The sequence below is a fragment of the Desulfocurvus sp. DL1XJH-121 genome, from assembly GCF_054819825.1.
Map to the genome: position 1 here is coordinate 259,462 of NZ_JBTVWW010000001.1, position 22,398 is coordinate 281,859.

The 22,398-nt window shown below is 61.0% G+C and carries 20 protein-coding genes; all 20 read right to left on the reverse strand.

What is annotated here, in order from left to right:
- Positions 1-1,731, reverse strand: a complete 1,731-nt coding sequence (locus ACYYG1_RS01210) for a carbamoyltransferase C-terminal domain-containing protein (RefSeq protein ID WP_461208442.1) — start codon at positions 1,729-1,731, stop codon at positions 1-3.
- Between the two features lie 20 nt (positions 1,732-1,751).
- Positions 1,752-2,408, reverse strand: a complete 657-nt coding sequence (locus ACYYG1_RS01215; protein ID WP_461208443.1) for a PIG-L deacetylase family protein — start codon at positions 2,406-2,408, stop codon at positions 1,752-1,754.
- A gap of 49 nt (positions 2,409-2,457) precedes the next feature.
- Positions 2,458-3,717, reverse strand: a complete 1,260-nt coding sequence (locus ACYYG1_RS01220; RefSeq protein ID WP_461208444.1) for a hypothetical protein — start codon at positions 3,715-3,717, stop codon at positions 2,458-2,460.
- Between the two features lie 73 nt (positions 3,718-3,790).
- Positions 3,791-5,227 carry a capsular polysaccharide export protein, LipB/KpsS family gene (locus tag ACYYG1_RS01225; protein WP_461208445.1) on the reverse strand — a complete coding sequence of 479 codons (1,437 nt, stop codon included), beginning with the start codon at positions 5,225-5,227 and terminating at the stop codon, positions 3,791-3,793.
- A 29-nt stretch (positions 5,228-5,256) separates the two neighbouring features.
- A complete protein-coding gene (locus tag ACYYG1_RS01230; protein WP_461208446.1) occupies positions 5,257-6,306 on the reverse strand; it encodes a nucleotidyltransferase family protein in 1,050 nt (349 codons plus the stop codon).
- A 16-nt stretch (positions 6,307-6,322) separates the two neighbouring features.
- Complete coding sequence (locus ACYYG1_RS01235; protein WP_461208447.1) at positions 6,323-7,585, reverse strand: N-acetyl sugar amidotransferase; 1,263 nt, start codon at positions 7,583-7,585, stop codon at positions 6,323-6,325.
- 24 nt (positions 7,586-7,609) lie between these two features.
- Positions 7,610-8,386, reverse strand: a complete 777-nt coding sequence (gene hisF, locus ACYYG1_RS01240) for an imidazole glycerol phosphate synthase subunit HisF (protein ID WP_461208448.1) — start codon at positions 8,384-8,386, stop codon at positions 7,610-7,612.
- The gene (gene hisH, locus ACYYG1_RS01245; protein ID WP_461208449.1) at positions 8,379-8,990 is read right to left on the reverse strand and encodes an imidazole glycerol phosphate synthase subunit HisH; all 612 of its coding nucleotides are present in this window, start codon (positions 8,988-8,990) and stop codon (positions 8,379-8,381) included. Before hisH ends, hisF begins: the two co-directional genes overlap by 8 nt.
- Entirely contained in the window at positions 8,987-9,661 is a 675-nt protein-coding gene (locus ACYYG1_RS01250; RefSeq protein WP_461208450.1) for an acylneuraminate cytidylyltransferase family protein, read from the reverse strand. The genes hisH and ACYYG1_RS01250 overlap by 4 nt, the downstream gene beginning before the upstream one ends.
- On the reverse strand, positions 9,661-10,716 hold the full coding sequence (locus ACYYG1_RS01255; RefSeq protein WP_461208451.1) for an N-acetylneuraminate synthase family protein: 1,056 nt from the start codon (positions 10,714-10,716) through the stop codon (positions 9,661-9,663). The genes ACYYG1_RS01250 and ACYYG1_RS01255 overlap by 1 nt, the downstream gene beginning before the upstream one ends.
- A 13-nt stretch (positions 10,717-10,729) precedes the next feature.
- Positions 10,730-11,782 (reverse strand): N-acetylneuraminate synthase family protein, encoded by a 1,053-nt coding sequence (locus ACYYG1_RS01260; RefSeq protein ID WP_461208452.1) that lies wholly within the window; start codon positions 11,780-11,782, stop codon positions 10,730-10,732.
- Positions 11,770-12,642 carry a hypothetical protein gene (locus tag ACYYG1_RS01265; RefSeq protein WP_461208453.1) on the reverse strand — a complete coding sequence of 291 codons (873 nt, stop codon included), beginning with the start codon at positions 12,640-12,642 and terminating at the stop codon, positions 11,770-11,772. The genes ACYYG1_RS01260 and ACYYG1_RS01265 overlap by 13 nt, the downstream gene beginning before the upstream one ends.
- 8 nt (positions 12,643-12,650) lie before the next feature.
- On the reverse strand, positions 12,651-13,322 hold the full coding sequence (locus ACYYG1_RS01270; RefSeq protein ID WP_461208454.1) for a PIG-L deacetylase family protein: 672 nt from the start codon (positions 13,320-13,322) through the stop codon (positions 12,651-12,653).
- Complete coding sequence (locus ACYYG1_RS01275) at positions 13,319-14,200, reverse strand: formyltransferase family protein (protein WP_461208455.1); 882 nt, start codon at positions 14,198-14,200, stop codon at positions 13,319-13,321. The genes ACYYG1_RS01270 and ACYYG1_RS01275 overlap by 4 nt, the downstream gene beginning before the upstream one ends.
- Before the next feature lie 12 nt (positions 14,201-14,212).
- Positions 14,213-15,223 (reverse strand): NAD-dependent 4,6-dehydratase LegB, encoded by a 1,011-nt coding sequence (locus ACYYG1_RS01280; RefSeq protein WP_461208456.1) that lies wholly within the window; start codon positions 15,221-15,223, stop codon positions 14,213-14,215.
- Positions 15,224-15,239: 16 nt separating this feature from the next.
- Positions 15,240-17,045 (reverse strand): ABC transporter ATP-binding protein, encoded by a 1,806-nt coding sequence (locus tag ACYYG1_RS01285; RefSeq protein WP_461208457.1) that lies wholly within the window; start codon positions 17,043-17,045, stop codon positions 15,240-15,242.
- Entirely contained in the window at positions 17,042-17,617 is a 576-nt protein-coding gene (locus ACYYG1_RS01290; protein ID WP_461208458.1) for a GNAT family N-acetyltransferase, read from the reverse strand. Before ACYYG1_RS01290 ends, ACYYG1_RS01285 begins: the two co-directional genes overlap by 4 nt.
- Positions 17,614-19,530: a hypothetical protein gene (locus ACYYG1_RS01295; RefSeq protein WP_461208459.1), complete on the reverse strand. Its 1,917-nt coding sequence runs from the start codon at positions 19,528-19,530 to the stop codon at positions 17,614-17,616. Before ACYYG1_RS01295 ends, ACYYG1_RS01290 begins: the two co-directional genes overlap by 4 nt.
- A 9-nt stretch (positions 19,531-19,539) precedes the next feature.
- The gene (asnB, locus tag ACYYG1_RS01300; protein WP_461208460.1) at positions 19,540-21,405 is read right to left on the reverse strand and encodes an asparagine synthase (glutamine-hydrolyzing); all 1,866 of its coding nucleotides are present in this window, start codon (positions 21,403-21,405) and stop codon (positions 19,540-19,542) included.
- Positions 21,405-22,388, reverse strand: coding sequence for a class I SAM-dependent methyltransferase (locus ACYYG1_RS01305; protein ID WP_461208461.1), 984 nt, complete (start codon positions 22,386-22,388; stop codon positions 21,405-21,407). Before ACYYG1_RS01305 ends, asnB begins: the two co-directional genes overlap by 1 nt.
- Positions 22,389-22,398: the final 10 nt, after the last annotated feature.

Genomic DNA, 22,398 nt, shown 5'->3' on the forward strand with positions numbered 1-22,398 from the left:
CTACCCTCTGTTGGGCTTGGAGAGCAGATGACCGTTCAGGGCCAGATGGTCCAGCCCGGAATGAAGAAACACGTCGATGCCGTCCCGCGCATCGGCGCAGATGGGGAACCCGTGCAGGTTGAAGGATGTGTTCATGATCACGCCCATGCCCGTTAGCTCCTCGAAGCGGTTGATGACGCTGTGGTAGCCGAGGTTGGCCTCGCGCGTCACCACCTGCGGCCGCAGGGTACGGTCCTTGGGATGGCTGCCCGCGGTCAGATGCTCATACGTTTCGGGCCTGGACTCGTAGGCGTAGGTCATGAAGTACGGCTTCTGGTCTTTGGGGTCGTCCATGTAGCGGTCCTTGCACTCAGCCTTGATGGCCGGGGCAAAGGGCATCCAGAAGTCGCGCATCTTGATCATGTCGTTGATCTTGGCAACCACACGGTAGTCATCGGCGCGGGCCAAGATGCTGCGGTTGCCCAGCGCCCGCGCACCCCACTCCATGCGGCCCCGGCAACGCGCCACCACATCGCCGGCGGCCAGCAGATCCGCAGTGGCCAGATCGATGTCTTCGGGCGTGGACACAGTGACGCCCGTGCCGGGGAGCAATTCCTCCATGGCCTTGCGCTCGTTGGCCTCGTCGTAATCCGCACCGAAGTACAGATCGCGAAACACAGACTGGGCATGGTTTTCATCGCCGGAAAGGGCGTAGTAGCGGTGCAGGCAGGCGCCGATGGACAAGGACTCGTCCGCCCCCGAGGGCATCACGTAGATGCTGTCGACCTCGGGCATCTGCGCCACGAGCATGTTGGCCTTGACGTTCATGAACACGCCGCCGGCCAGGCATACGTCCCGAATGCCGGTGTGGTTGATGGCGCCACGCACATAGCCCGTAAGCATTTCCTCGGTGAACAACTGCACGGCGCCGCAAATGGTGTCGAAGCGCACCCGCTCGAATATCTCGCGCAGGTACTCGTAGCAGAAGTTGGTGGACAGTTCCCCGGCCTGCTCAAAGCCCAGGCCGTCGCCGCGCAGCCGAAGCAGCTCGAACAGTGGGGCGGCGGCCTTGCGGCTGCGGTCGGGATCGGAATACGGGGCCATACCCATGAGCTTGTACTCATGCTCCCACGGCTTCATGCCCATCATCATGGTGACGCGGGAATACACCTTGCCCAGGGAGGCATGGCGGGGCGTCTCGGCTATGCGCCGCAGGACGTTCCCTTGGCACACGCTAACAGTGGCAGCTATTCCATCGCCGGATCCGTCGCAGGTGATGCCCAGAAGCGGCTTTCCAGGCCGATAATTTGGAGCGGAGTAATACGCCGCGGCCACGTGGGCTTCATGATGCTCGACAAAGGTGACTTTATCTTTCTTTATTTTGATCAATTCGCAAACGAGTTCGATGCGCTCCGCCCGTCGCTGGTCGAAAACGACCTTTTGGTACCCTTTGGGTTGTTGCTGATAGCGGCGCTGATCCTCAAGGCCGACACGATACCATGGACCCAATTCAAGAAGGTGATCGGGAGAATGCATGAAGTTGGAGGCATAGGCCGCCTCGTCCAAATCGCCGGCGCCCACCCCGGCGATACGCAAGACCTCTACAATGGACTTCGCCGGGAATCCGACTTCATTCTTCCTGCGGGTCAGGCGCTCTTCGGAAACCGAGGCGAGGACCACGCCATTGCGGGTCAGGGTCGCGCCGCAGTTGTGGCCGTCATGAATGCCGAGAATCAGAATGTCCTTGCTCATTATTGCCTACCGTCTTGGCGTTATCGTTGGGAAAGAGGCATGAGCCTGTCCACGAGGCGAATGACCTCAAAGCATTCAGCGTAGTCCGTTTCAATCTGCAGTCCGCGGGTTCCCATCCACTGGCGTAGACGCTTGCCGTCCAGGTATGGGCGATAGTTGCGGGACTGATAGGAGGACAAGGCGTCACACTTGGCAGCGACTTGCGCCTCGTTTAGTTCCACAAAATATTCCGTGGAGAAGTGGAACGTATTCCAGGGCAGCTCGTACCCCAGGATGGACGATTGCTTGAAGGCCCGTATGGCCTCGTTCGTGATGGCCTGGTGATCCTGGTGAGTATCGTCCCGGCTGTGGCAGAACACTAGATCCGGCCGGATCTCGTTGCGCAACGCGATCATATAGTCCAGGATTTCCTGGCGATGCGCCTGAAAGGTCCTGACCTCCCAGTTCTTCACCAACACCCTCTCCGGAGCATATCCCAAAATGCCCGTGGAACGCATCATCTCACCGCGCTGGGCGTCGGAATCAAAGGGGGGATGCGTGGATTTCTCGGCAATGGTGAACGCAGCGTACCAGCATTGTACACCATCCTGGATGAATCGCTGTATGGTCCCGCCGCACCCCAGCTCCCCGTCTTCGGGATGGGGGGACAGGACGAGCACGTTTGCGAATTGCATCATTTCCTCGCGGCGTTGCGTCGGTCTCGGCCCGCTGGCCCGGGGCCGCCCATCAGTTATTGGTCGTCACCTTCAGGACGGTCTTCTTCACCAGTCGAAACAGAGGGCTCTGCTTGCCGTCGTACCGCTTCAGAAACGGATTGGCGTCCGGATCTCCCACGGGGGCATTGGCAGGTGAGGAGCACTTTCGGAAGGCGAAGGCCATGAAACTGGTGAACAGGTCGTCACGGCACACGTCGTCCCTGAAGCGGGAAATATTGTGCAGGATCTCGTCCACATCCACCTCGGCCCAATTTGCCTGCAAGGTCGCCGACGGGCCACGTTTGTAGGACCAGCCCGAGGGGATAAAACGTTTGTAGGCGATCAGTCGCAGGCCATACCTGGCGCCGATTTCCTCGTAGGCCCGCAGCGTCGGCTGCGGGAATGTGAAATATTTCTGAGCCATGGCGTACCGTTCCAGCTCCGACGGATAGAACTGTTCGATGTACCTCAGGTAGTCCTCGGGCGTGAGGCGCTGCCCGGCCCAGGGGAAGTCGCCCACAAAGGGAAAACTGTTGGAGCCGTACCACCAGACGGGGTCCAGGACGCAAAGGATGCCGCCCTCCTCCAGGAGGTCCGAAATCTTGGCCACAACCTTTTCCGTGGGGAAAAGCATCAGTGCGGAAAACGCGGTGATCAGATCGTACGAGGCGTTGTGCTCGTAGATATCGCCGCCGATGTATTCGTCCAGTTGCGTGTCGCTCTTGAGGCGCAGCTTGTAGAAATACTCCGACGCAAGAACGCTGCCGGTGTATTGCCTATCCCCCAGTCGGGGGCTGCCGAACTTGAGCACCGCCTTGTTAAAATCGGCGCCAAAAGGCGCGTTGGGATCGGACTGTGCCTTCCTGTACAGCCAATCCAAGACGGGTCCAATCAACCGCAACTGCAGGTGGCGCTTTTTGAGATGTCCGCGCGGGGCGCTGCCCTCGCGCTTGACGATATCGATGCCCCTGGCCTGCTCGGCCAAGCCGAACCCCTTGAGCAGCATGGGCTGCACGCCGTGGCCCGTGCCGAGGTCGAGCATAGAATGATACTTCCCGGCGATACCGGCCTCGTTCATGAACTGGATCATCCGGGACACCCGCCCCAGACGAACGGCGTAGCCCATCAGGGAGATCGGCTGGTAATGGTCCTCCACGGCTTGTCCGCCGCCCTCGGCGATGTGGGCGGCAAGGCTCGACGCTGCGCGGAGGCTGTCTTCGCGATGGGGAAACAGGCCCCGATACCCCGGGAGGATGGGTATCCTGTCTCCGAACGACGTCTCGAAATGCATACTATCTCCTTTATACGGACGACTCTCCGTCCTCTGAAAAGACGATGGGACGATCCTGCGACCATGGACGCAGCTAGGAAAGGACCTCGGGATAGACCTCCCCGAGCTTGGCCAAGGCCATGCGCGCATACTTCTCGTCCGGCCCCTTCGAAGCATAACTCTTCTCGAACCCAGGCATCTCCAGGGAAACCCCCATCTGGGCCCTGAACAGGGCATGGGCCGAACGCCGAAACTCCTCGGCGTCCGGCTTCAAGGCCAATAGTTCGGGTACGGCACGGCGCAGGTCGTCGTAGCAGCACGCGAACCGGGCGCAGGGCAGATCGCGGACAATGTGGTTCTTGCCAAAGACGATAGACGGACGCTTGAAGTAGACTGCCTCAATGGCCACGGTGCCCGTGACCGTGACCACGAGGTCCGAGGCTTTGATCCACTCCCAGCTGTGGACCGAGGGATGCGCCAAAATCACGTTGCCCATCTGCCGCAGGTAGTCGCAATAGCGCCTGGAGCGCACGCCAAAGGTGAAGGGCTGCTCCTTGACCACAATCTTCATATCCGCAGGCAGGACGCGGGACACCAGGGCGATCATCTCAATAGTGTTGTTGAACTCCGGCGAAAACCCGTACAGAGAAATCTCCGGCTCGTAGGACAGCGGAATGTACACCAGACGCTGCCCCTCCAGATCCTCCGGCTTACGGCCATGCTTCTCGAAATAATGGAACATGCGCGGCTTGTTCAGGATGGGGAGCACCCAGCCCCCCAGGCAGTACGAATCAATCTTTTGCCTGCCCCGCAGGCGGGCCTTGATGTCCGAGGCCAGGTTGCGCGCCGCTGTCTTCAGGGCCGCGCCGTAGGTGTACCGAATCTGCTTGTGGTTGTAGGCCGAGGTGAACTCCTGGGCGTACTCCACGTCCCGGATGGCTTCGGCGGGATCCGCCAAGGCCTCGGCCATAATGGTTCGCATCTTGGAGCTGGTGGCAGTCTCGTCGTCGGCCCAGTGCATCCGGCTCCCGAACTTCACCGGATAAAACGTCAGGTACGGAATCTTGTGGTGGGCGAGCACCCTTGAGAAGAAGACCACGGAAACGATGGAGATGAACATCTGTAGGCCATATTGCTCCACCAGCATCTCAGCCAGCCTGATCTTCGACAGCAGGTAGTTCTGCCGCTTCCGCAGCGGCCACCAGGAGCGACCAATGTGGGGGATCAGCTCGGCGTTGAAAAGATAGCCCCGGGCCACGCTCCGGTCGTAGATCATGAGTTCCGAAAACAGGAAGCCGTACTTGGCTTCACGGGCCAGACACTCGGCCTGAACGTTCTCCTCGGGCACGGTGCCGTCGTAGTCGGACTGGACGATGATCCGCTCGTCGGGGATTCCCGAGATGGCCTGGGCGTATTTCTTGACCATATGGTTCTGCACCACCAAGACGACCTTGTGTTCCTCTGAAAGCACCTTGGCGATGCTGGAAAAAAAACCCGTCAACTCGGACCCGATGTATACTCCGATGACCATGCGCTGCCCTCCCCGCGCTCTGCGGGACGCTATTCCTTGATAAACGAGAATTCGTTGAAGATTCTTCTATACTCGTCGATCTCACCGATGTCCGTCCATTCCCTGGATACGGGATACACGCCCACGTTCATTCCATTGGTCCCGACCCGTCGGACGAGATCGGGCATATCGATGGCCTCGCCGTCGCCGATCAGGTCCACGACGTGCGGTTCCATGACGTAAATGCCGCCGTTGATGATGAAGTCGAACTCGGGCTTCTCACGCACCTCGCTGAACTTGCCGTCCGTGAGCTTGATGACGCCGTAGGGAATCTTCCAGTTCTTGAGCACGCCGACCATGGTCACGTCGTCTCCTGAACGCCGGTGGCTGTCTAGGATGTCGTCGTAGTCGAGATCGGCCAGCACGTCGCAATTGGCCAGAAAGAACGTCTTGTCCAGCAGCTGGCGGCCGAGCCTCAGGCTGCCCGCCGTGCCCAGGTATTCGGCCTCCTGGACGAAACGCACGTCGTAGCCCTTGTTCTCTTCGAAATAGGCACGGATCATCTCGGCCTTATAGTTCACCGAGAGCACGAACCGGTCGAGGCCGCAGCGCACGAAGCGGTCCATGATGACCTCGATGACGGTCTTGTCGCCCAAGGGCACCAGGGGCTTGGGGATGATCCGGGTCAGCGGGGCCAAGCGGGTGCCCTTTCCGCCGGCCATGATGAACACGGCGTTGTCCCGTCGGTCTCCGGTCCGCAGTCCAAAGACCTCCTTCCAGGTCTTCACGCCCACCACGCGCCCGGCCTCGTCCAGCAGCGGAACCTGCTTCACGCCCATGGAGCGGATCATCTCCAGGGCCTTGTCCGCCTCGCTCTCGGGCAGAGTCCGGGGCGATGCGTTCATGATCATGGACACCGGGCTGTCCAGAGAGACCCCGCCCAGTATGGCCCGCCGGATGTCGCCGTCGGTGACACAGCCCAGCAACTTCCCCTGCCCGTCCACCACCATGGCCATGAGTAAATCGCTCCTGGTGAGTAGGGCGATGATACCCCGCACCGTGGCGTCCGGGCCGCACATGCTCTGGGTATGATCGTACACGGCAACTCCGATTAAATTAGAGGGTCACGTAGCCGTCGTAGTCCAGCAACCACCTGGGGTCGTCCACAGGATAGCGCCCCTCGATGAATTCCTTGCGGTGGGCGTTCTTCAGTGGCAGACGGGCCGCTTCCACACCCGGCTCGTCGATGTGGTTGACGATGGAGTCCTTGACCACCCAGCCGCCGCGGTCGTTGCGCGCCCATATCCGGGAATCGCGCAGCGGGTCCACGTGGGACAAGAACTCCTGCTCGCTCATGCCCGCGAAGCGCAGCCAGATGTCCAGATCGCGCGGGCGGACGTGGTCGTGCCGCCGGACGTATTCGATGCCCTCCTCGCGGGTGATGAAGCCCTGGCGAATCATGGTCGAGGCGTCGTCCGTGGCCCGGCCGTAGCCGAACTTGAGGTATTTAAGGTAGTCGTGCGCGCCGTTGGCGTGGCAATCCTCGAGCTTGGCGTAGAGGTTGAAAGTCCGGTCCCTGGGCGCCTGGGCCGTGCCGAAGTTGTAAAGCCGGATCATCTCCTCGGAATGGGCCTTCTCGTCCCAGGGCACGTAGTTGGAGATGTAGATGCCCTTGACATCCACCCGTTCGATGTCCTCGTCGTCGGGATAGACAAAGGGCGCGATGTCAGACCATTGGATGCCGTTCTGGCCCACGGCATCCTCGGCCTCGATGCCGCGCAGGCCGAAATCCTTGCGGTGCTTGCGCGAGAACTCAACCATGTCGTCGGGGTCGAAGGTGCCCACCAGGAACGAATAATTGTTCTCGCCCCAGATGATGAGCGGGATGTTAAACTTGACCGCCATCTGCAGGGGCAGGGTCAGGATACCCGCGTGGTAGTGCCAGGTCAGGTCGCCGCATTTCTTGAGCATGTAGGTGGACAGGCGGCGCACGGCGTCGGGATTGGAAGTGAAGCGCACGTTGTCGCAGGACAGCTTGGAGACCAGATTGCGCAGGTTGCGCGTGCCCAACGGCGTGTTGAACAGGTGGTTGTATGTCACCAGCAGGGGGTTAAGGCCCAGGACGTGCTTGGCCACGTGGACTTGGTAGTGACTGTCCTTGCCCCCGGACACGGGGATAATGCAGTCCCAGAAGTTCTTGCGCTCCTTGGCGATGGCTTTGTACCGAGCGGCAAGGTCCTTGAGGGCCTTCATGCGCTCGTCCCAGTCGACCTCCACGAACCTCTCTGCCACGCGGCAGCCGCTGCACACGCCCTCGTCGTCGAAAACCGTGTAGGGGCGGGCGTTGCTGGGATAACAGCACCTCTTGCAATACTGCATGTCATTCTCCTCGTTCCCTGGGGACTAGTACTTGAAGTAGTTGTTGGGCACCCGGGTGTCCACGCCCCGGGCCAAAAGGGCGTTCTTGGCCTTGCGAGTGCTCTGCTCGAAATAGTGAAACACGTTGCCCGCAGCCACGGCGTCGATGCGCGTGGTCTCCAGACAATCCGCCATATTGGTGAAATCCTGTATGCCTCCGAAGGCGATGACGGGGATGTCCACGGCCTCGGACACTTGGCGCATGAGCTCCAAGTCGTAGCCGTTCTTCTGGCCGTCCTGGTCGATGGACGTGAGCAGAATCTCACCCGCCCCCAACAACTCCACTTTGCGCGCCCAGTGAGCCGCTTCCAGTCCGACGGGGCGGCGGCCACGGTCCACATAGACCATATGCCGACCATTCTCAAGCCTGGCGTCGATGGCGGCCACCAGGGCCTGGTTGCCGTACTGCGAGGCGATGGCCCGGGCGAAGTCCGGATCATCGAAAAGCCGGGTGTTGACCACCACCTTGTCCGCCCCGTTGTCGAAGAGCATCTTCACCCGGTCCCTGTCCGTGACCCAGCCGCCCACGGACAGGGGCAAAAACGAAGACTTTGACACCTCGTGGATGTCCTGCACGAACAAGTCGAAGTTGTCGTCCTGGCGGGCCACGTTGAGAATGGCGATCTCGTCGGCCTCCCAGACGTTGAAGAACTCGATGGCGATCTTCATAGAGCCCACCACGTTGGTGTGCGAAAACCGTCGACTCTGGACAATGACCCCATCTCGATAGAGCAAGGAAACTATCAACCGCCGCTTAGCCATGATCCACGATCTCCAGGAAATTGGACAATACCTTGAGCCCGTCCTGCTGGCTTTTCTCGGGGTGAAACTGGGTGGCAAACATGTTGCCGCGCTCCAGGGAGGCGGCCACCTTGACGTCCGCGTCGATATATGAGCTCACCCCGGAACCCAGGCCGTCGGCGTAGTAGCTGTGCACGAAATAGAAAGTCGGAGTCTTCAGCCCGGCCAGAAGCCGGGAATCCCCGGTCGCCGAGACATCGTTCCAGCCGATGTTGGGGGTGCGCAGATCCCGGCTCTTGAGCAGTTCGAAGCTCAGATCGAACCAGCCAAGGCCATCCACACCCGGGGCCTCGGCGCTGGACGCGCACATGAGCTGCATGCCCAGGCAGATGCCCAGGATGGGCTTGCCCCTGTCCACCACTTCCCGGTACAGGGCTTGGGCCAAGCCGCCACGAAGGAGGTTTTCCATACCCGCAACGAAATGGCCCACGCCCGGTAGCACTAAGGCCTCGGCCCGATCGAGGTCCTCAGGCCGAGTGACGAATTCGGCCTCGCGCTTGAGGAACTCCAGCGCGTTGCGCACCGAGGACAAATTGCCCAGGCCGTAGTTGACGATACCGATCACTGTTCCATCCTCAGGTACGCCTCGGCGAGGCGGTAGTCCTCCGGGGTGTCGATGTCCCAGGAGCTCATGCGGTCCATGACGTAGGGCACGGTCTCGGAATCCAGGAACGTGCCCGTGGCCATGAAATGGTCGTAGCAACCCATAAACATGGCCCCGTTGAGACGGTAACCCTGGGGGAAATCCTCCTCGCGCAGCCATTCCATGCCCTGGCCTCGGTACGGCCGCAGCAGGCCGTCCTCGATGCGCATGGCCAGCCCCGGGCAAAACTCGAAGGCGCACACGCCCACCAGGGTCCGCACCTTGCGAGCGACCATGAGATCGAAGGCCTCGCGCACGTGGTTCGCGGTGCGGAAGGGATTGGTGTTCATGAGCAGGGCCACGTATTCGAATTCTCGGCCCAGCGCACGCAGGTGCTCGCGGACCACATCCTTGGCACGCACGTCGTCGGCGCACAGTTCCGGTCCCCGGCGCAGGGTTTCGGCCCCGGCCTCGCGGGCCAGTGCCAGGATGGCTTCGTCGTCGCTGCTCACGGCCACGTAGTCGAAGCGCCCGGAGTCCACGGCGCCGCGCACCGAACGCACCACCATGGGCACCCCGCCCACGGGCAGCGCATTCTTGCCCGGCAGGCGCCGCGAACGGCCTTTGGCCGGGATGATGCAGGCCGAGGCCATTATTCGAGGTCCTTCCAGTTGATGGGTTCATGCACCCCGACGTCCCTTCGCAGGGTCATGCCCATGGCCTCGTCGGCCAACTCCACCGGAATACCCTTGAGGGGCCGCCCGAAGACCACATTGTCTCCGCTCAGCGTTTCCCCGGCCTTGATCGCTTTGGCCGCGTAGACACCCCTGCGCGTCTTGCGGGCATAGGATCCGCTGGGCACACTGGACCGGCGCTTGCCGCCCAGGGCAATCTCTGTATTCCGGACCTTGAACACGAATTCGTCGCACTCCTCGGTCTGGAAGGCGAAGATATGCTCGGGAGAAGGGAGGGTCCGATCCCTGGTGATGGGCTTTTCCATGGCGTTGGCTCCCAGGGCCGTGGCGGCCACGACCATGTCGAAGCCCGGCGTGTGGCAGGACAGGCCCACGGGCACATCGAACAGCGCCTTGAGGGACGGAATCATCCGCAGGTCGGTCTTGTCCGGCGGCGCGGGATAGCCCAGAGGATTGTGCATCAGGATCAAATTCTCGCAGCCCTGGGCCTCGAATTCGCGGATGCCCCGCTCCACCTCGCCCACGTAGGCCCCACCGGTATCCATGAACACGGGCAGGCCTCGTTTAGCCAGATCGCGGATCAGAGGCAGGTTGGTCACGTCGCTGGACGCGATCTTGAAGGCGCACACGTCCATGTCCTGCATGACCTGGGCATTGGCCGAATTGTGCACCGTGGAGAAGAACAGAATGCCCTGCTCGTCGGCCTCCTGTTTGAGTTTGGCATAATCGTCGTAGCTCAACTCCAGGCGCTTGAGCATGGCATAGTAATTCTCGGTGCGCGGCCCGTCGGCCGTGCCATAGGTATGGGTCAGGGTCTTGTCGAAGGCGAAGTCGTCCGCCTGGAAGGATTCCACCTTGACGGCGTCCGCGCCCGAGGCCTTGGCTTGGCGAATGAAATCGCGCGCCAAGTCCACGTTCTGTTCGTGACTCACGCCAAGCTCCACCACGGTGAAACACGGGCAACCGTCACCTACGAACTTGTCGCCCACATGCACAATTTTGTTCAATGACATGATGAGTCTCCATTTATAATAGGTCGTTCCATTGCATTTCCTCATCCTCGGCCAAGTCCCGGGCCAGGGTCCGACCGACCAGGTATGCGGCCTCGTCCGGGCCGATGCCCGTGCCCGGGCGCTTGAAATCCAAGTCGTCCATAGCCAGCACGGCGCCCTTGGTTAGGGGCCGCGCGGCCACGGCGCTGCGCCGGAAGGCCAGCTTCTTGGCCTGCTCGTCCGCGCAGAGCACCCGTCTGCGGCCGCCCAGGGCCAAGGCTATATTGCGGCCTTCGCGCACGATTTCCGCCATGTCCGCCGGGTCGGCGGACACCCAATGGTCCCAGCCCTTCATGTCCTTGTCCAGGGTGAAGTGCTTCTCCACCACGCAGGCCCCCACGGCCACCGAGGCCAAGGGGATGGCCGTACCACGGGAATGATCGGAAAAGCCCACCGGCACGTCGAACACGTCCTGGAACATGGGGATGTTCAGAAGGTTTATGTCCGCGTAGCGCGGCGGGTACACGGCGATACAGTGCAGGACGCAGACCGGACCCGATCCGGCCTCGCGCAGGACCGCCACGGCCCGCTCCACTTCGCCCACGGTGGACATGCCCGTGGAGAGCATGACCGGCCTGCCCTTGGCCCCGATGTGCTCCAGCAGGGGCAGGTTGGGCACGTCCATGGAGGCGATCTTGAAGAAGGGCACGTCCAGTCCTTCCAACAAATCCGCCTCATGGGCCGAAAAGGGCGTGGATATGAAGGTAATGCCCCTTTCCCGGCAATAATCCGCCATCTCGCGGTGCTGGGTCTCGGTGAACTGGTACTTCGCGCACATCTGCTCCAGGGTGCCGAAGTGCCGGTGCGTATCCGCGTACTCCGTATTGCGCTCGTACTCGGCCTTGCAGATAAGCGAACGCTTGGACCAGGACTGGAACTTGGCGCAATCCGCTCCCGCCTCCACGGCCGCGTCCACCAGCCTGCGGGCTAGATCCATGTCACCGTTGTGGTTGGAGCCGATCTCAGCGATGACATAGGGCGGTTCGCCCGGGCCGATCAGTCGACCCTCGATGTTCAATTTTTCCATATTTCCTCCAGATCAGGATGGGCCACGCACGACCACCAGACGTGCCCGCCTTCCAAGCCGTTCAGGGCCTGGACATAGGCCGCCAGCAACGCCGCATCCCCATTGACGACATCCGAAAAGTCCGCCGCATCCCTCGCGGCCTCGGCCCAGGCTCCTTCCAGCCGCCCTCCCCGCCCAAGGCAGACGTAATGGCCCAGCACCAGACGCGTGGCCCGCAGGACCTGCCTGGCGTTGAACGGGGCCAGGATGCGAGCCGTATTGACCCCGTACTGGCGGTAGTCCATGCCGAGGCGTCCGTCGATCCGGGCCCGAAACCCGGCCAGGACGGCCCGGCAGGCCACCAGCCAGTCCACCAGCAGGCAGTCATCGGGCAAGGGCAGGGCGGCCCGCAGGGCCTCAGAACGATAGGCACTGTTGGTGAAGCCGAAGACGTTAACCCGATGCAGTTGCTCCAACCACGGCCCGGGTGTGAACACAGGGCCACACTCGCGTCCGGCCTCGTCCACCACGCGCATGGCGCAGCAGGTCAAGTCGGCCAGGGCCAGCATGCCCCGGGCATGGCCCACGCGCCCTGGCAACAGGACGTCGTCGCTATCCACTAGGACCACAGCCTCGTATTCCTCCACCAGGACGGCCAGGGCCTCACCTCGCACCCGGCCCGGACCGGCCCCGGCCGAGGCCGGAAACCAGCGCGCCCCAAGGTCACGGCCGCAAGCAGCCACGGCACGGGCCTCGTCCAGGCCATCCAGGGCCAGGCAGAGGTCGAAGTCCCGGTCATCCTGGGCGGCCACGCTCTCGGCCCAGGCGGGCAGGAAGGGCGCGACCCCGGGATGGATGACGGAAAACACTGCCAGACGCATGGCGTCGCCTACCGCCGAATTTCCTTGAGCAGCATGAAGGCCTCGGCGTATTCACAGCCGCAGACCGCGCCTCGCGTCACGGCCAAGGCCTCCATGCCTCGTTCGCTGCGCGGAAAGGGGTGATCGCCCAACTCCTGGCCATAGAGCCGCATGGCCTCCAGCTTGCCCTTAAAATGGACGCTCACGTCCACGAACACGTTAGGTGCGAAACCTTGCCCCACGGGCGGGGCGAAATCCGTTTCGGACGGCGTCTCCATGGCCAACACGCGACGTATGGAAGGATACCGGAACCATTTCGCGCAGGTGTACGCGGCCTGAAAGGCGATCCGGTGGTCGCTGTGCGCGTCCCCCAGGAAGGGCAGGTAAAGCGTGGTCGGCCCCACGGCCCGGACCACGTCGCCCAGAGCCTGGACCACGTCGCCCAAGGGCTGTTCGGACAGCCGCGGGGCCGGGAAGCCCAGCCGATGCACACCGGCGAAGCCGTAATACTCGACCACGATGCGTATCTCGTCCTCGCGCCGAGCCACGACGTCCGGGGGCCAGCCCCCGGCCTCAGAAATTCCGGTGACCAGACACCAATGCACGGCATCGCCCGACGCGAGATGCCTCAGCAGAGTGCCCCCGCACCCGAGGGTTTCATCATCGGGGTGTACGGCCACGACCAAGACGATCTCGCTCACAAATAGTCTCCTTCGTTCGGCAGGACCTCGAATTCATGCTCCACCAACTCCACCGCCCCCAGGCCACATTTGACCCCTATCCCTCCGTCCCGAACCCAAAGCACCTTGCCGGGCTCCAGGTTCGCCGGGGCGATCGCACATTCCCTGATCTTCCAGACCGTGACGTCACCTTCGGGAGTCTCCACGTGCGCTCCGGGATAGGGGCGCGTCAATGCGCGCACCAAGTTGTAGATCGCGCGACTGGTCATGCGGAAATCAATGCGACCATCGGACCGACCGCGCTTGCGCCACGCATTGGCGCAGGCGGAGTCCTGGGGCACGCGAACATACGAGCCGTCGGCCAAGCTGGGCAGGAATTCACGAACCTGGATAGCGGCGGTCGCGCACATGCGCTCGTACAGGACGGCCGCGTCATCCTCGTAGGCGATAGGCATTTCACTCTGGCTGAGAATGTCCCCGGAGTCCGCACCCTCGTCCATGAAAAAAAACGTCGACCCCGTGCATTCCAGGCCCAGGGCCAAGGCCCAAATCAAAGGATGTCGCCCTCGGTTGGAAGGCAGCATGGCAGGGTGATAACCCACCACACCCAAGGGCGGAATGGCCAGCAGTTCCCGGCCCAGCAGCGAGGACCAGCCGAAGCAGAAGATGACATCCGGGCGATGCTCGCGGGCCCAGGCCAGGGTCTCGGGGGCGTTTATGCATTTGGTGTGCAGCAAATCCAAACCATGGGCATCCGCCATGCAAGCGAGGTCCACGAAATCGACGTTGTAGGCGGACTCTGGTTTGGCGACTACGCCGACCACCTGCACACCGGCGTCCAGACACACGGCCAGCATCCGCCTGCTGAACTCCACGCTGCCGATAAAGACGATACGCATCACTCCACCAGCCTACATATTGTACAGGTCGGCCTTGTACATCTTCAGGTTCTCCGGAACGCGAAACCAGTCCACCGTCTCCCGCAGACCGCGCTCCAGGCCGTCGAGGCCGCCGTATTCTGGCGCCCATCCCGTGAGTTTGCGGATGAAAGCGTTGTCCGCCCACAGCCGCTCCACCTCGCTCTTTTCCGGCCGCACGCGTTGGTCGTCGGTGACGATCTCCACGTCGGCGTCCATGACCTTGGCGATGAGCCCCACCAGGCCGCCCATGGAAATCTCGTAATTGCTGCCCACGTTGGCCACCCGGCCCACGGCCTCGTCGCAGCAGGCCACGGCCATGAATGCCCGCGCCGTGTCGGCCACAAAATTCATGTCCCTGGTGGGGTGCAGGGAGCCCAGCTTCAGCGTGCGCTTGCCAGCGGCGATCTGTGTAATGACCGTGGGGATGATGGCCCGGGCGCTCTGGCGCGGGCCGTAGGTGTTGAAGGGCCGGATCACACTCACGGGCGTGTCGAAGCTCTTGTGGAACGAGAACGCGATCTGGTCACCCCCGATCTTGGAGGCCGAATACGGGCTCTGGCCCTGCAGCGGATGCTCCTCGTCGATGGGCACGTAGCGGGCCGTGCCGTAGACCTCACTGGTGGATGTGTGTACCACGCGCTCCACGCCCAGGTCGCGGGCCGCCTGGACCACGTTCAGGGTGCCCTTGACGTTGGTGTCCACGTAGGTGTCCGGCGAATGGTACGAATAGGGTATGGCGATGAGCGCGGCCAGGTGCAGCACCACGTCGCAGCCCCGCATGGCCGTGCGCACGCCGTTGGGATCGCGCACGTCGCCGGCGAAGACGTCCAGACCCTTCCTGATCTCGGGGGTGCTGTGATCAAGCCAGCCCCAGGAGTTGAACGAATTGTAGAGCACGAAGGCACGCACGTCGTGCCCGCTGCGCACCAGCGCCTCGGTCAGATGCGAGCCAATGAACCCATCTGCCCCGGTGACCAGTATCTTCTTTCCACCTAGTTCCATAAATGCTCCTATCCGCCTACCCTGCGGACTGTAATCCCGAAACGCGGCTGTACCATTCCTCGGAAACCATGAGTTCTGCGTGGGTACCCTGCTCCTTGATGCGCCCGTCCTCCAAAACCACAATATGATCCGCGCCGCGGATAGTGGACAGGCGATGGGCAATGATGACGATGGTGGTCTCACCCGCTGTGCGAAGATCGTCGATGACGCGCTGGATATCAGCCTCTGTTTCCGAATCCAAAGCGCTTGTGGGCTCGTCAAGGATGAGCACCCCTGTGTGCTGCAACAGCGCCCTGGCCAGGGACAGGCGCTGCCTCTGGCCACCCGAAAGCAAAACCCCACGTTCGCCCAGACGGGTCTCCAGGCCCTGGGGCAAGGCCATCACGAATTCCTTGGCACGCGCCCTGTCCAAGGCGTCCCACATATCCGCATCCGTGGCATCAGAGCGTACAAAACGTAAATTCTCGGCAACGGAATCGTCCAAAATGGCCGCATCTTGGGACACGAAGGCCATGCCCGTGCGCAGGGAAACCAGGTCGTATTCAGCCCCATCCACGCCGTCGTAAAGCAGCCGCCCACGCTGCGGAACGCGCAACCGGGGGAGCAGGTCGGCCAGCGTGGTCTTGCCCGCGCCCGAGGGGCCGACCAGGGCCGTAATCCTGCCCGCCGGAATATCCATGGTCATATCTTGCAGGGCTGGAACATCTTTGCCCGGATAAACGAAGCTCACGTCCTTTAGGGTAATGCCCCTCGATAGACGCTCAAAACGTTTGTTGCCCCCGGTGGCTTCCTGGCTCGTCTTTGCCCATTCCAAATCCTGGAGCACGGCGTCCAGACTGCCTAGGCTGCCCACCCAGGACTGGCGCGAGCGGAGCAATTCTTTGCACAAGGGCAAAAGGCGCATGAGCACAAGCATAAACAGACCAAGCTGGGAGATACTCATGCCAAAGGAGGTCACGGACAAAAACAGGATGATCCCACCCGAGAGCAACACCAACGGCTCCAGAAATAGATCCACCCGGGCCTGAAGCTTAGCCATCCAATAATTGGTGTCGCGCACGTAGCCCGAGGTGTGGCTGATCCTGTCTGATTCTCGGGGGCCGGTCATGGTCAACTTGATGAGCCTGAAGGCCCCCAGGCGCTCCAGAACACCACGGGAATAAAGATCGTTGGCCACATGCACCGCGTTGCTGCAACGCCGAGTGTGACGCACGTAAAACAGGACCACGCAACTGGCCAACCCAAGAAATCCGGCCGCCAATAGAGTCATGGGCGCGGACAGCCAGAGCAAGACAACCAGGAACCCCACAACCACCACGGCATTGGCCACCAGGGCCAGCAAGCCACTGAAGCCGCCGCCCACACGCTGTGACTCGATGGTCAGCATGTTGATGATGGCCCCGCTGGAATGCCCGGCATAGGCCCCGTAGTCCATTTTCATATAAACGTCGAAAAGCTTGGTCCTAGTCACGTGCAGAATTGTATTAGACAGCCAGACGGAATAGATTTGTCTAGCGTACATGAGCCCAACCCTGACCATCATCACGCCTAGGGCCGCCGCCAACAGCGTAGCCAGAGTGATTTCCCAGCCCACAAACCGAAACGCCCTTATCAGCCGCTCCCACATGGCCGACTGCCCGGCCAACAGGGCCAAGTCCTGGCCCTTCTCGACGAACTCCAGAACGGGCAGGAACATGGCCATGCCGAAGCCCTCGAACACTCCCGTCAGCGTGGTCAATCCCACGAACAGGGCGATGCGCCAGCCCGTCAGGCCAAAAAACGACAAGCGTTTCAGGGAAATCTCCACAGTGCGTGAACTCACGCGTGTTCCCTCGGCCTAGCCAACCAAGTCTGCCGCGTTATGCCCATGTACACCACATCCTCAAAATGGCCTTCCACAAAACGGTATTCCTTGAAGGATGCCTCGATCTCCAAACCATTCTTCTGATTCGAACGGATTGCCGGCGCATTGGAAGCTAGGCACGAGGCATACACCTTGTGCAGGTTAAGTTGATCGAAAGCGTATCCCAGAATGAGTCGCACGGCCTCGGAGCCATATCCTTTGGAGCGGACGGACATGTCTCCGATAAGGCGGCCGTATTCGGCACGCCGGTCCAGCCAATTGATGGGGCCGAGCTTGATGTTGCCTATGTGCCTGTTCGTGGCCTTCTCGATGATGGCCAAAAAAACCACCTCCGGCCTGCCTGATTCCCGCCGCACGTATTCCTCCACCCTGGCCCGCGTACCCGGGAAGGTCATGGCGGGGATGAATTTTGCCAGGGCGGCGTTGTTCATCCAGTGCAGATATTCGTCCGTAACATCCTCGACTTCCAGGGGACGCAGATAAATGCGCTCCCCCACGAGAAACGGCTTTCTCATCGCCTGTCCCATCATGCCCTCCCGTGCGGACAACCGTTCTTGTCATGACTAGTGGTGAGCCGCTTTCGCCCAACCCAATCGAGCACAGCCTTGGCAGCCCTCGCCCCTGAGTTCCCCTCCGGCCCCATGATGAAGTGCTCGCTCACACATTGCCGCCGCTCCTCTTTAGCCTTCCACTTGGCCTGCAATTCTTCCAACGGCATCCAAAGGAGTTCCGTCAATTTCTCCTCCCAGCCGCTCTCTGCCAAATCGATAAAGAATATAGCATGTTCGAACGCTCGGCGAGCTTCCGGCAGCAAAGGGTCTGAAGGCAGTTGCAAAAACACCAACGGCCGATCGGTTCCCCAGGCCCAGGCCAAAACGCTCTGGGCGCTGTCCAACACGATGACGTCCGCGCAACTGCGCACATAGCGGTACTCCATGTATTGAAGTACTCGGGTCGTGCCTGCGTCGGCGTAACGATGTTCGAGCGGTTCAGGATCAAGATAACGATTGGAGGGGTATTGCTTAAGCAGGGCCGAATATGGGGAATTATGGAGAATTTTGGCTACGCTGCTCGTGATCAAACTGAATTCTTTGTCAATTTGACCATGAGGACCTTGCAGCACATTGTTTCGATTGCTTGTCATGACATACATGCAGACCTTTTCATTCCTCCCCACACTGATCTGCCTGCTGACAAAAAACCGCTGCAACCAACGCATCTTGACGCGCCGAACCTCTCCGAATGCACCTGCGATGGCAAACTGTTGCTCGGCTCCATGGCGCGTAAAATGCTCTGCGGCGGCGGGGGTCAAACAGACGACGCCATGGCTCTGTAACGTCGAACAATTCCCAACTGAATACAGACTTGATGTTCCCAGGCCATCATGCAGCCCATGCTCGAATCCGACCACCGTGACCCCTGCCCGGTCCAACGCCTGGAATAACAAGCGCTCAGAAACAGCGGACAAGCCATTTGTCAACAAGGCGTCGCATCCAACAACCTCGACGGATGATGCCAAACCCTCCACAGCGTGGAGTGTAGGCAGGAAGTGACGCAGGCCCTCAACGAGCAGTTCCATAAACGCACCCAGAGCAGCCCGTTGCACCTCACCACATGGCAGCCCTTGATCCAGGCAAATGCGTTTCAGCCGCTCCCACAACAACGTCTCCAGGCCTTGAGCATCGAAGCCTTGAGGAATCTCTGCGCCCTCGCTCTCCTCCGATGGCATATCAATCAACTGCAACCGACAACCCCGGAGCGCCAACGCAAAAGCCGTTTCCTCCAGCAATTCGCATTGTCGCCCCATCAAAAACAACCGAGCGCCGGGCAGCCCCGGCCATTTCCCCCCCAGTGCCTTCCTGACGAATCTGAGCCACAACGAGCAAGCCCGAGAATTAACCAAAAAAATCAAACGTTCAAATAAACTCGCCCCCACAGACCGCATCCGCTTGACCTGATCGTCCCCGCTACGATCCTCAAACCGCCACACCTCGGGCCCGCTCACCGTGCGCGACGCTATGGCCGCGTACAGCGTATCAAAGCGCCCGGCAGCACATCCCAACGTTCTGGGGAGAACCATGTCGGGCAATCCCACTATGATGAGATCGCCTTCCGCAAGCGCCCGACACAACAGCCACGCCTTATACAACAAAGGATTGCAACTCATGTGCAGGGCCGCATACATGGCCGATCCAAGCTTGAAGTCGCCCGTCTCCATCGAATCAAGGTGGTCCGCGACCGCCCCGGCAAGCTCCATGGCGATCTTGCCGAAGACGACTTCGTCGCAGCTCTCGACCCCCGCTTCAAGCGAAACAACCGTTTCCCCCTCACGAGGTAGCAAATCCAAAAGCCACGGTGAAGTGGTCAGCCATACCCGTTCTTGGGAAGCCTGTGCAGCGGCATACCGATAGGCCGCCTCACTCTCCACTACAATGCGTTGCATGAACTGATCCTAGTTGTCGATAAAATGCTCGGCCCACATCTCCAGCGAAACCATCCACCAGAGGACTACTCGCGAGTCCTCCCGTCCGCTTCGATGGTCGTCCCATATGGACCGGATTTCCTTAGGATCGAATATGCCCCGGCCATTCTTCTCAAGCAGCCGCACCAGATAACGGCCAAGGCCATCGGGGTTCTTGAGCCAATCACTCATGGGCGTAGCCAGCCCGACCTTACGCCTGTAAATGGCGTCCCGGGGCACGCCTTCTCCCAGGGCAAGACGCTTGAGCAAAGATTTTGTAGCATAACCATTCTCTTCCTGCTGATCGGGATGAATCAGCAAATGAGCGGGAATGGTGGAAGCCTCCTCCACGAATCGATGATCAAGATACGGGACCCGAACTTCCACGCTCGCGGCCATGCCCATCTTGTCCATGCGGGTAAGCAGCGCCACCAGCCTAATGGCTTGGTCCAGGGCCATGAGAGAACGGACGGGATCCTTGATACGGGACACGCGCTCCAGCACCTGGCCCCGGTAGGGGTTGTCCCACTCGATGGTGCCCAGGAGCCGGGCCACCTTGCCCGCTGAATATACCGCACTGGAGAGCAACAGGGTTTCATCCAGGTTCAGGGAGCATGAAAACGCCAAATGGTCCGAGGCTGCCGTGGCTCGATCAGTCAGGGACCCACCCATTCTGGCATGCTCCAGCCCATAATAACGCTGGAGGGTTTCCTTGTAGCGAATGTAACCGCCGAAAACCTCGTCTGCTCCCTCTCCCGAAAGAAGGACCTTCTCCTTGTGCTCCCGCGCCAGACTGCAGATGGCATACACCCAGACGCCATTGTCGAAGCACATGGGCTCGTCGTGGTGCCAAGCCATTTTTGTGAGCAAATCCAGGGCGCTGCTTTCCTTTCCGTAGACTTCCCAATGATGCGTACCGGCAACCTTGGACACGGCAGTGGCGTAGGGTCCTTCGTCGGTGACCGGCGGCGGCATACGCACATTGAACGTGTCCAAGGGATCCTGGCGCAGATGCTGGGCGCGCAATGTCATGAGCGAGGAATCCACCCCGCCCGAGAGCATGACTCCGAAGGGCACGTCGGCCATAAAGCGCTGTTGCAAAGATATGTCCAGGCCCGTGCGCACTCGCCACATCCACTCCAAGGCGTTGTAGCTCTCGTTGACTTCGGGCGGAGTATCCCAGAGCAGGGGCACGGTGTAGTAGACCCGCTCCTTGCGACCTTCCGGAGAGAACGTCATGGTGGAACCGGGCAACAGGTTCATGATATCCTTAAACATGGTCCTGGCCCCGGCCAGAAAACCGAAATTCATGAACTCGGCGGCGTCGGCAGCATTGATCTCAGGGCTCTGATCCAGCGCGGCGAGAATAGCCTTGATCTCCGAGCCGAAATACAGCCTGCCATCGCGTTCCAAGTAGTACAGGGGCTTGATGCCGAACCTGTCGCGGGCGAGGGTCAAGGTCTTGCGGCGTCCATCCCAGACCGCGAACCCGAACATACCCTGCAGTCGCTCGACACAAGCGGGCCCATCCTCCTCGTACTGGTGGATGATAGCCTCGGTGTCCGCCCGGGTCTTGAATGTGTGCCCCTTGGCCATGAGGCCCGGCCGCAACTCCTGATGGTTGTATATCTCGCCGTTGAAGACGATCCACACGGAGCCATCCTCGTTGGTCATGGGCTGGGCCCCCGCCTGAAGGTCGACGATGGACAGGCGGCGGAATCCGAACCCCATGGAGCCCTCAACGTGCATCCCGCCGTCGTCCGGCCCGCGATGGGCCATGGTTTCCTTCATTTTTTCAACTGTTTTCGGCAAGACCGGTCGACCTTTGAAATCAACAATGCCGCAAATACCGCACATCACCGGACCCCATGGGTTGCTTCATTCTTGGCGCGGGCCTGGACAACGAGAAAAAGCCGCTGACCCCACATTTTCATCTCGTCATGGATCTTCAGCCGGTTCCACAGGCCGCCCAGCCAGGACAAGGTCTGCCCCCTGCTGACTTGGCCTTGACCGGCGCAAAGATGACTGGCGTTGAGCACCTCGAACCCGGCTCCTGCCAACAGCCCCTTCATCTGCTCCTCGGTCAGCAGCCAACCGTAGAACATGGAATCCACGCACAAAGGGGGAATCGGGGAACGGCCCAGCAACCTGCGCACCTTTGGGTTGGCCTTGAGCAGTTGGAGAGCCCCCTGCCAGCAACCGATGACCGCATACCAGCCATTGACGACTTGCCGAAAGGGCGAAGTCGTCACCATGTCCACGTAACCGTTGCGGTAACTGTCAGCCCAGTGAACAAAGAGCCCTCCGGGCCTGAGAAGGGAATGGACCTCCCGGTAGGCCACGTCCATACGGCCCATGTCCTGAAAACCGTACAAGCCGGAACTAAGGACCACGTCGTAGCCCGCGCCGCCGTTCCGGCCGGAAGCGATCCCGGAGAGATCCATCACGTCAGCCACAAAGGCCCGCGAAGGGTCGTGCCCCAAAGCCTTGAGACGCGGGACCAGCAATTCCTGGACAAGAGACGGGCTGTAATCCGACACGTGCACGTCATAACCTCGGGCAAGCAGCTCCAGCCCCACTCCAGCGAATCCGCAGGCCAATTCAAGGATGCGCACCTCGCCCGGATCCGGAAATCGCTCACGCAACCAGGGTTCGACGGCAGCGAGGACATCGGCCTTGGCCTGTTTCTGGAACTCCCAGGCAGCCTCGTCCATGCTCCCGACCTTGTTACGGTAGCGCTGTTCCCAGTCGGTCTCCCCATCCGGGGAGTGAAATGGTTTGAAATCAATTCCCCGGCGACTGACAAGGTCGTTGCTTTTGAAATACAGCCATTTTTTCATACCATTCCCG